This is a genomic window from Streptomyces sp. NPDC006512, assembly GCF_040611935.1.
Lineage (GTDB): Bacteria > Actinomycetota > Actinomycetes > Streptomycetales > Streptomycetaceae > Streptomyces.
This window is the reverse complement of the sequence record NZ_JBEXPG010000030.1, coordinates 88,987-98,916: the sequence shown is the minus strand read 5'-3', so window position 1 is coordinate 98,916 and position 9,930 is coordinate 88,987. Positions and strand designations below refer to the sequence as shown.

Sequence of the window (9,930 nt, the reverse complement as noted above, 5' to 3'; positions counted from 1 at the left end):
GTACGCGGGCTTCCGCCCGGCGCACCGAGAGCACGCACCAGACGCCGCAGGGCCGCCCTCCGGGCGACGACGGGAGTTTGACGACAGGCCCTAGGACCCCACCGCCTCCGGCTCGGCCCGCCCGGCTTCGGCGGCCGTGGCCTTCGGCCGCGTCGGTACGGAGGCCGCGGGCCGGGCCGGCGGGGCCGCGCCCGCCGCGACGAAGGGCCGCCACCAGGCCTCGGCCGGGGCGTCGGCGGCGCCGGGTTCGAAGGGCTGGCCCGGGATGGGCAGCGCGATGGCGGCCCCGGCCGCCCCGGCGGCGGCGACGGTGCCTTCGCCGGGCTCGTCCCACGGGTGCAGGGCCAGGTTGAAGGTGCCCCAGTGGATCGGCAGCATCGTGCCGCGCGGGGTGCCGCCCTGGAGGTCGAGGTGGGCGCGCATGCCCTCCTCCGGCGTCATGTGGATGTCGGGCCAGTACTCGGAGTAGGCACCGATCTGGATCATCGTGGCGTCGAAGGGGCCGTGGGCGGCGCCGATCTCCTTGAAGCCCGTGAAGTAGCCGGTGTCGCCGCTGTGGAAGACCCGGTGCTCCTCGCCCGCGACGACCCAGGAGGCCCACAGGGTGGACTGCTGGTTGCGCAGGCCGCGCCCGCAGAAGTGCTGGGCCGGGGTGGCCGTGAGGGTGAGCCCGGCGACCTCGGTGGCCTCGTTCCAGTCCAGCTCGCGCAGCCGGTCGGGCCGCACGCCCCAGCGCTCCAGGTGGGCGCCGACGCCCAGCGGGACGGCGAAGACGGTGTCCGTGCCGGCCAGCGCCTTGATCGTCGGCAGGTCGAGGTGGTCGTAGTGGTCGTGGGAGATCACCACGACGTCGACCTCGCCCAGCGAGGCGAGCGGGACCGGCACGGGGTGCAGCCGCTTGGGCCCGGCGAAGGGGAAGGGCGAGCAGCGGTCGCCCCAGACCGGGTCGAAGAGGACCCGGCGCCCGTCGATCTCCGTGAGCACGCTGGAGTGGCCCATCCACGTCACGCGCAGGCCGCTGACCGGCGGCTTCGCCAGTTCGGCCAGGGTGGTCGGGTAGACGGGGATCGGCGCGCCGGGGCTGCGCCTGACCCGCTGTTCCTTGTGGAAGTAGATCTTGGCGAACTCGGCCATCGACCCGGAGGGCCTGGTCTGGGCCTTCACCGGGTTCTGGAAGGCGCCGTCCGCGAAGTTCGGCGAACGCTGGATCCGCGCCAGCCGCGCGCCGGACGGGTCCGCGCCGAAGGCTTCGGGCCGCAGGGCGCGCAGCCGGGGACGCAGGGGAAGGGAGCCGGTCAAGGCGCCTCCTGAAGAGGGTGCGGGTCGGGGTGGCACGGTAGTACGTACACGACCTTCCAACGCGCACCGGCCCGCGAGGATTCCGCCCCGCCGGAGCCGGGGCCGGGATCCCGGCCCCGGCAGGTCCTACAGCGGCAGCAGGTCGGGGCGCTTGGCCTCGACGTGGTCGCCGGAGGACTCCCCGCGCAGTCGCCGTCCGATCCAGGGCACGAGGTGCTCGCGCGCCCACTGGATGTTGTCGCGGGTGACGTCCACCGATCCGCGCGGCGGCGTCGGCGGCCACGGCTGGTCCGGGTCGGCCGGCACCGCGTAGCCGAGCACCTGCGCGGCGCGCAGCGCGACGCGGGTGTGCCCCTCGGGAGAGAGGTGCAGCCGGTCGCCGTCCCAGGCCCGCCGGTCCTGCACGGAGCGCAGCGACCACAGGTCGAGGACCGGGCAGTCGTAGCGGTCGGCGATGGCGCGCACGTGTGCGCTGTACGTGGCCACCTTGCCCCGGAGGTGCTTGAGCACCGGTACGCCCCGGGTGTCGAAACCGGTCGTGATCATGACGAGGCCCACGGAGCCGGTGAGGTCGGCCACGGCCGCCTCGAACCGCGCCGCCACGTCGTCCGGGTCGCTGCCGGGACGGATGATGTCGTTGCCGCCCGCGCAGAAGGTCACGAGGTCCGGCGCGAGGGCCTTGGCCCTGGGCACCTGGTCGGCCACGATCTGGTCGAGGATCTTCCCCCGCACGGCCAGATTCGCGTAACGGAAGTCGTGTTCGTCGCGCTGATCGGCGAGGAGTACGGCGAGCCGGTCCGCCCAGCCGAGATAGGAATCCCCGGGTCCCGGGTCCCCCACGCCTTCGGTGAAGCTGTCCCCGATCGCCGCGTACGAGCCGATGGTCTTGAGTGTCGTCGTCGTCGCTGCCACGGGAACACATCCTTCACCGCCGCAACCAACCTACGCCAACGTAATGAGGGGTTGACGGACCGTGATCTATACCACGCGGGAGATAAGGAATAAGTACACGTGGGGCCGGGACCCCCCTCGGGTCCCGGCCCCACGAGCGTCCGTGCCCGGCGGCGGCTGCCGTCAGAGGCTGACGCCCTTCGACCGGAGGTAGGCCAGCGGGTCGATGTCCGAGCCGTAGGAAGGACCGGTGCGGATCTCGAAGTGGAGGTGCGGGCCGGTCACGTTGCCGGTCGCGCCGGAGAGGCCGACGCGCTGGCCGGCGGTGACGGTCTGCCCGGCCGAGACGGACAGCGAGGAGAGGTGCGCGTACTGGGAGTACTTGCCGTCGGCGTGCTTGATGACGACCTCGTTGCCGTACGAACCGCCGGAGCCGGCGGAGACGACGGTGCCCGCGCCGACGGCCTTGACGGTGGTGCCGGTGCTCGCCATGAAGTCGACGCCGGTGTGGTAGCCGGAGGACCACATGCTGCCGCCCATGCGGTACGCGGTGGAGACGCCGCCGCCGACGGGCGCCACGAATCCGGCGCTCTTCGAGGGCGCGGACTGCTCGGCCTGCCCGGCGGCGGGGGCCTTCTGTTCCGGCGCGGACTTCTTGGGCGCCTTGGCGCGGGCGGAGGAGTCCTCGCCGGACGCCGCAGGACGGCTCGAGGAGCGCTCGGTCTTGGCGGGGCGGTCACCGGAGCCCGCCTCGGAGCCGGAGCCCTGCGCCGAAGCCGGGGGCGCCGCCTGCTCCTTCGCGGGGGCCGGCGCGCCGGACTTCGCGCCCGGGGCGCCGAGGGTCAGCTTCAGACCGGGGTGGATGAGGGAGGGGTCGGCGCCGACCGCCTCGCGGTTGTCGGCGTAGAGCTGCTCCCAGCCGCCGGTGAGGTGACGCTCGGCGGCGATCTTCGACAGGTAGTCGCCGGAGACGACCGTGTAGACCGTCGGCGCGGCGGCGGGAGCCGCGGCCGGTGCGGCCTGGACGGCGGCCGGAGCCTGCGGGGCCTGCGCGGGGACGGCGGCCGGGGCCGTCGAGGGGGCCGCGGCCTGGGCGCCGGTGGCACCCATCAGCGGCAGCGCGAGGGCCGCGCCGCCGGTGCCCGCGGCGGCGAAACCACGTGACATGGAGCGGGACTTCGGGCGGCGGTGCTTACCCTTTCCGGGCATGGCGAATTCCTCTCCGTCGCCTGCGAGGTGAGCTGTCGGGTTCGGACTGGAGATGTCCGGCCGTGCACGTCGGGGACGTGTCCGGCTTCACCCCGAGCCGTCCCGGAAGAAGGATCCGGTCCGGCGGCCTACCTGGTTCCCCCGCTCCTGCCGCGCGCGTCGATAGTCGGGTGCGGTTCCCGGGCGGCGGCAGGATTAGGCGGTCCACCCGGATCGGTCGTGAAGGTAATCGAGCGGGTCCGCAGGCAACAAGCCACGAATTCCCTGACGGAATCGCAGGTATGAGGGACCGACGGAATTCCGGTCACCCTCTGTCCATTCCGAACCACCAACAACGGCCCTGGCATGGGAATTCGGATTTCGCGATCGGGCACAGACGGTCACCGTATGATCTGGCTCACGGGGCCTGGCGCGATCTCGCCTCCACGTATGGCAAGTTGTTCCCAACCGGCGTAATTCGGACACCCCAGCGACGCGGAGGAGTACCCGTGACCCAGCAGATACCCCAGCCCCTTCCGGCGCGGCCCGAACCTGAACCGGAGCTGACGGGAGTGCGTAATTTCCGTGACGTGGGCGGGTTGCCGACCGTCGACGGACGGAGGGTCAGGTCGGGACGACTCTTCCGAAGCGGACATCTCGCGCATGCCACCGAAACCGGAGCAGAGTTCCTCGCTTCGCTCGGCCTCCACACCGTCTTCGACTTCCGCAACCGCGCCGACCACGCCCTGGAGGGGCCGGACGTGGTGCTGCCGGGGGTGCGCTACGTGAACATCCCGCTGTCCGATCCGGCCGACGGACGGGAGTTCTGGAAGATGGTCCGCGACGGCGACCTGGCCCAGCTGCGGTCCGTGCTCGGCGAGGGCAGGGCGGCCGCCCGCATGGCGAACTCGTACCGCACGATGATCCGTACGCGCACCGCGGAGCACGGCCGGGTCGTGCACGCCCTGGCCGAGGACAGCGTGCCGGCGCTGATGCACTGCGCGGCGGGCAAGGACCGGGCCGGCCTGTCGATCGCCGTCACGCTGCTGGCCCTCGGCGTCGAGCGCGGGGCGATCGTGGCGGACTACCTGGAGTCGAACGCCCCGCACCGCCGCTACCGGGTGCGCCGGGGCAGCGACGCGGCCGAGGCCCGCTCGCCCGAGGTGATGGAGCTGCTGGCGCCGCTCTTCGACGCGCGCGCCGAGTACCTGGAGGCGGCGTACGCCACCATCGAGGAGGAGTGGGGCGGGGTGGACCGCTACCTCGCCGAGGGTCTCGGGCTCGCGCCCGAGACCCTGTTCCGGCTGCGGGAGCGGCTGCTGGAACCGTAGGGGGTGACCGGCGGGCCGTCAGCGGTTGCCGACGGCCTGCTTCACCAGCGTCCGGCCGAAGTCCCACATGAGGGAGCCCCCGCCGTGCGCCTCGTCCATGACCTCGCGGAAGGCCCCGACGAACCGGTCCACGTCCCGCTCGTCCACGATCAGCGGCGGGATGAGCTTGATGACCTCCAGGTGGTCTCCGGAGACCTGGGTGAGGATCCGGTGCTTGCGCAGCAGCGGCACCACGACCATCTGCGCGAACAGCCCCTTGCGGGCCGCCTGGAGCATCGCCCAGCGGCTGCGCAGGCCGAGCGAGGAGGGCCGGCCGAACTCGATGCCGATCATCAGCCCGCGCCCGCGCACCTCGTGCAGCAGCTCGTACTCGTCCACGAGCGCGGCGAGCCGCCCGCGCAACAGGTCGCCCATGGCCCGCGCGTTGGCGGTCAGCTGCTCGTCGTCCATGACGCTCAGCACCGCCAGGCCCGCCGCCATCGCCTGCGCGTTGGACCCGAAGCTCGCCGAGTGGACGAGCACGCGGTCCATCGACGAGTACACGCGCTGGAAGATCCAGTCCTTGCCCAGGGTCGCGCCGACCGGCACGTAGCCGCCCGACAGGGCCTTGGCCACGCACACCAGATCGGGCTCGACGCCCGGCTCGTGTTGGTACGCGTAGAAATCACCGGTCCGGCCGAGTCCGGTCTGCACCTCGTCGGCGATCAGCAGCGCCTTGTGGCGGTGGAGCAGCTCCTGTGCGGCGCGCAGGAATCCGGGGGGCGCGGCGAGCACCCCCTTGCCCTGGACCGGCTCCACGACGAGGGCCGCCACGTCGCCCCGCCGCAGCTCGCGCCCGAGGGCGTCCAGGTCCCCGAGGGCGATCTTGGTGTCGGGCAGCAGCGGGGCGAAGCCGTCCCGGAACCCGGCTTCGCCGTTGACCGAGAGCGAGCCGGTGGTGAGCCCGTGGAAGGCGTGGTCGCAGTAGAGGATCCTGGGCCGGCCGGTGGCGTACCGGGCGAACTTCAGGGCCGTCTCCACCGCCTCGGTGCCGCTGTTGCCGAAGAAGACCCGGTCCAGGTGCGGGCTGTACGAGAGCAGCTTCTCGGCGAGCAGACCGGGCAGCGGCTGGCAGTCGAACCGGGTCAGGTCGGCGAGCTGGGCGTCCAGGACGTCGTGCAGGGCCCGGCGGACGACCGGGTGGTGCCGGCCCAGGCCCATGACCCCGAAGCCGGCCAGCATGTCGAGGTAGTCGTTGCCCTCGGCGTCCCAGAAGTGGGCTCCCTCGGCACGTACGTACACCTTGTCGAAGCCGATGGTGTGCAGCATGCGGGGCAGCTGGTGGTTGAGGTGGCGGGAGTGCAGCTCGTAGCGCTCGCCCCCGCGCTCGGCGAGCAGGGCGCCGAGGTCGAAGCCCCCGCCGCCCCCCTGCCCGGCGGTCATGACGAGGCGCCCCGGTTGCCGCCGATCGTCTCCCGGGCCGCGCGCAGGGACTCCTTGAGGGAGCCCATGGTGGCGAGGACGGCGGTGGGCTCGTAGCCGCAGTGCGCCATGCAGTTCGCGCAGCGCGGGTCCTTGCCGCGGCCGTACTTGCTCCAGTCGGTCTCGTCGACCAGTTCCCGGTACGTCGGGACGTATCCGTCGCTCATCAGGTAGCAGGGGCGCTGCCAGCCGAAGAGGGAGTAATTCGGAATCGCCCAGGCCGTGCAGGGGAAATCGGCCTTGCCTTCCAGGAAGTCGAGGAAGAGCGGGGAGTGGTTCAGCCGCCAGCGCCGCCGGTTGCCGCCCGCGAAAGCCTTCTTGAACAGTTCGCGGGTCTGTTCGACGCCGAGGAAGTGTTCCTGGTCAGGGGCCTTTTCGTAGGCGTAGGCGGGCGAGATCATCATCTCGTCGACCCGGAGGTCGTCATTGAGGTAGTTCAGCACCTCGATGATGGTCTGCGGGGTGTCGGTGTTGAAGAAGGTGGAGTTGGTCGTCACCCGGAATCCGCGCCGCTTGGCCTCCTTGATGGCCGCGACCGCCTCGTCGAAGACGCCCTCCTTGGCCACCGATTCGTCGTGGCGTTCGCGGAGCCCGTCGATGTGGACGGCGAACGCGAAATAGGGGGACGGGGTGAATTTCTCGATCTTCTTGCGGAGCAGCATCGCGTTGGTGCAGAGGAAGACGTACTTCCGCCTGGCCACCAGCTGGCGGACGATCTCGTGGATCTGCGGGTGCATCAGGGGTTCGCCCCCCGCGATGGACACCATCGGGGCCCCTGACTCCAGCACGGCGCCGACGGCCTGGGCCACCGGCATGCGCTGCTTGAGGACTCCGGCCGGGTGCTGGATCTTCCCGCACCCCTCGCAGGCCAGGTTGCAGGCGTAGAGCGGCTCCAGCTCGACGATCAGCGGGAACTTCTCACGCTTGCGGAGCTTCTGTTCGAGAAGATAGGTCCCGACCCTGATGGACTGTCGCAGCGGCATGGCCATCTGGCTCACCTCCTGGGGAGCAGCGAAGAACGGTGCCAGTCATGGAACGCGGGCAGTAGGGCACGCAGTACGCGGAAGGCCGATATTCCACCGCGGACGGTGCCGATGCGGACGAGCTCGTGCTCCGGAGCGTCCACGATCACCCGGACGGCCGCAACGGGGCGTACCTCCCCGGAGGGGGCGCCGGCGGCCCGGGTGGCGGCCCACAGGGTGGCCGCGGACTCCATGTCGACCGCTACGGCGCCGGTGGCGCGCAGCTGCGCGCGTTCCTGGCCGCGGACGACGTGGTCGGATCCGGTCAGCGCGCCGGTGTGCACGGTCCGGCCCGGCAGGGCCAGCGCCAGCGCCTCGGCGAGCAGGCGGGTACCGGTGCACGGGACGGTCCCGTGCGGGTCCCGGGTCTCGTCGGCGACGACGAGGTCGCCGGGGTGCATGCCGGGGACCAGTCCGGCACAGAAACCGGTCGCGAGGACGGCGGCCCCCGCCATCCCCGGCCGCTCCAGCGCGCGGGTGACGGCGCGTTCGGCGGCGCGCGGCCCCATGCCGGTGCGCAGGACCGTGCCGCAGTCGCCCGCGCCGCGGGCGGCGCCGCGCAGCGCCGCCCGCTCGATGCGCAGGGCGCAGGCGATCAGCAGCGGTGCGGGCGGGGGCCGGTCCCGGGGGGCGCCCATCACGAGTCCTCGGCGAGGGCGGCGGCCGCGGTGGGGTGGCGTCCGGCGGGGCCGAAGGGTTCACCGTAGAGGTAGCGGCCGAGGGCGGTGAGGGGGAACACCTGCCGGTACAGGTGGTAGTTGATGGAGAAGTCCCAGGGGAAGCCGGTGCCGGTGAAGTGCGGTTCGTCCCAGGTGCCGTCGGCGCGCTGGGTGTCCACCAGGTGTGCGAGGCCCCGCTCGACGGCCTTGCTCCCGCGTTCCCCGGCCGACAGCAGGGCCATCAGCGCCCACGCGGTCTGCGAGGGGGTGGAGGCGCCCCGCCCGGCCCAGGAGCGGTCCTGGTAGGAGCGCTGGTCCTCGCCCCAGCCGCCGTCGTCGTTCTGTACGGATTCCAGCCAGCGCACGGCCCGCCGGACGGCGGGGTGGGACGGGGCGATCCCGGCGGCCGCCAGGGCCGGGAGGACCGAGCCCGTGCCGTACACGTAGTTGGTGCCCCAGCGGCCGAACCAGCCGCCGTCCGGCTCCTGTTCGGCGAGCAGCCAGGCGATGCCGCGGCGGGTCCGGGGGTCGCCGGCCCGGCCCTCGACCGCCAGCATCTCCACCACGTGGGCGGTGACGTCGGCGGAGGGCGGGTCGATGACCTCGCCGAAGTCGCAGAAGGGCAGCCGGTTGGGCAGGGTGCTGGTGTTGTCGGCGTCGAAGGCGCCCCAGGCACCGTTGCGCGACTGCATGCCGAGGTTCCACGAGACGCCGCGGGCGATGGCGCCCTCGACCCTCGCCGGGTCGGGGTGGGCGATCCGGCGCAGGGCCAGGACCACCTCGGCGGTGTCGTCGATGTCGGGGTAGTTGTCGTTGTGGAACTCGAACGCCCAGCCGCCGGGGGCCAGTCCGGGCCTGCGGACGGCCCAGTCGCCGCTGCGCCGGATCTCCTCGCCGAGCATCCAGTCCGCGGCCTTGACCAGGGCCGGGTGGTCGGGGCGGACGCCGGCGTCGGCGAGGGCGATGGCGGCCAGGCAGGTGTCCCACACCGGGGACTGGCAGGCTTCGATCATGCGGGCGCCGTCCTCGCGCCACACCGCGAACCGGTCGAGGGATTCCAGACCGGCCCGCATCACCGGGTGGCCCAGGTCGTAGCCGAGCAGGTGCAGGGCGATGACGGAGTACACGGCGGGCGGCTGGATCCCGCCCCAGCAGCCGTCGTTCTCCTGCCGCTCGACGATCCAGCGGGCCGCGCTGGCCATCGCGGCCTTGCGCAGGGCCTTCGGGGCGAACCGCCGGTAGACGTGCAGGGCCTTGTCCATGCGCTGGAAGGCGCCGTCCCAGCTGGTCAGCGGCGCCGGCCGGACTGCGGGGCTGGGGTTGCGGGCGTCGGCGTGCAGCTCGTCCAGGGCGAAGGGGGCGGGCCGGACGGGGCGCAGGGCGGAGACCACGGTGAGCGGGACGATGGTCTGGCGGGCCCAGCAGCCGAAGTCGTAGATGTTGAGCGGTACCCAGGAGGGCAGGAAGAGCAGTTCGGGCGGGAGTTCGGGCAGGTTCTCCCACTTCCACCAGCCGAAGAGGGCCAGCCAGATCCGGGTGAAGACCCGGGCTGCGGCGATGCCCCCGTGGGCGCGGATCCACGCCGAGGCGCGGCTCATGTGGGGGGTGTCGGGCGCGTCTCCGGCGAGGCGCAGGGCGACGTACGCCTCGATGGTGGCGGAGAGGTCCGGGGGGCCGCCGTGGAAGGTGGCCCAGGTGCCGTCGTCCCGCTGCTCGCCGCGGATGAACAGGGCGGCGGCGCGGGTGGTGGCCTCGTCGCGGATGCCGAGGAACTGCCGCAGGAGCAGGTCCTCGGCGTCCATGGTGACGTTGGTCTCCAGGTCGCCCTTCCACCAGCCCGCCGGGTCCTGGCGTTCCAGCAGGTTGCGGGTGGCCCGGTCGGTGGCGTCCTGGATTCCGCGCAGCAGTCCGGCCGTGCCGTGGCCCGGCGGGGCTCCGGGGCCGGCGGGCGGGCCCGCCGTCTTCGCGGATCCGGCCGGGCCCGGCGCGCCGTCGTGTTCCGGATCGGCGCCGCCGGCCATCGCACCGCCGCCGTCGGTCGTCGCAGTCATGGCTTCCCCTCCGTCGCAGTCTGCAGTC

Annotated in this window: 8 protein-coding genes and 1 riboswitch; of the genes, 1 reads left to right on the top strand and 7 read right to left on the bottom strand. The window is 72.7% G+C overall.

Annotated elements, in window-relative coordinates; all coding sequences use genetic code 11:
* Window positions 1-90: 90 nt before the first annotated feature.
* The 3 genes from ABZZ17_RS22135 to ABZZ17_RS22125 all read right to left on the bottom strand — a co-directional run bounded on the left by ABZZ17_RS22135 (window position 91) and on the right by ABZZ17_RS22125 (window position 3,399).
* Complete coding sequence (locus ABZZ17_RS22135; RefSeq protein WP_356878008.1) at window positions 91-1,299, bottom strand: MBL fold metallo-hydrolase; 1,209 nt, start codon at window positions 1,297-1,299, stop codon at window positions 91-93.
* A 126-nt stretch (window positions 1,300-1,425) separates the two neighbouring features.
* Window positions 1,426-2,211 (bottom strand): SGNH/GDSL hydrolase family protein, encoded by a 786-nt coding sequence (locus tag ABZZ17_RS22130; protein ID WP_356878007.1) that lies wholly within the window; start codon window positions 2,209-2,211, stop codon window positions 1,426-1,428.
* A 162-nt stretch (window positions 2,212-2,373) separates the two neighbouring features.
* The gene (locus ABZZ17_RS22125) at window positions 2,374-3,399 is read right to left on the bottom strand and encodes a M23 family metallopeptidase (RefSeq protein WP_356878006.1); all 1,026 of its coding nucleotides are present in this window, start codon (window positions 3,397-3,399) and stop codon (window positions 2,374-2,376) included.
* 4 nt (window positions 3,400-3,403) lie between these two features.
* Window positions 3,404-3,571, bottom strand: a riboswitch (cyclic di-AMP (ydaO/yuaA leader).
* Window positions 3,572-3,887: 316 nt separating this feature from the next.
* On the opposite strand from ABZZ17_RS22125, the gene ABZZ17_RS22120 reads away from it, so the two are divergent.
* A complete protein-coding gene (locus ABZZ17_RS22120) occupies window positions 3,888-4,709 on the top strand; it encodes a tyrosine-protein phosphatase (RefSeq protein WP_356878005.1) in 822 nt (273 codons plus the stop codon).
* 18 nt (window positions 4,710-4,727) lie between these two features.
* On the opposite strand, the gene ABZZ17_RS22115 is transcribed toward ABZZ17_RS22120, so the two are convergent.
* Genes ABZZ17_RS22115 through shc form a run of 4 tightly spaced genes read right to left on the bottom strand, consistent with a single transcriptional unit; the run spans window position 4,728 to window position 9,902 of the window.
* Window positions 4,728-6,131 (bottom strand): aspartate aminotransferase family protein, encoded by a 1,404-nt coding sequence (locus tag ABZZ17_RS22115; protein WP_356878004.1) that lies wholly within the window; start codon window positions 6,129-6,131, stop codon window positions 4,728-4,730.
* Window positions 6,128-7,159 carry an adenosyl-hopene transferase HpnH gene (gene hpnH, locus ABZZ17_RS22110; protein WP_356878003.1) on the bottom strand — a complete coding sequence of 344 codons (1,032 nt, stop codon included), beginning with the start codon at window positions 7,157-7,159 and terminating at the stop codon, window positions 6,128-6,130. Before hpnH ends, ABZZ17_RS22115 begins: the two co-directional genes overlap by 4 nt.
* A gap of 5 nt (window positions 7,160-7,164) precedes the next feature.
* A complete protein-coding gene (locus ABZZ17_RS22105; protein ID WP_356878002.1) occupies window positions 7,165-7,830 on the bottom strand; it encodes a 1-hydroxy-2-methyl-2-butenyl 4-diphosphate reductase in 666 nt (221 codons plus the stop codon).
* Window positions 7,830-9,902 carry a squalene--hopene cyclase gene (gene shc, locus ABZZ17_RS22100; protein WP_356878001.1) on the bottom strand — a complete coding sequence of 691 codons (2,073 nt, stop codon included), beginning with the start codon at window positions 9,900-9,902 and terminating at the stop codon, window positions 7,830-7,832. The genes ABZZ17_RS22105 and shc overlap by 1 nt, the downstream gene beginning before the upstream one ends.
* Window positions 9,903-9,930 lie beyond the last annotated feature (28 nt).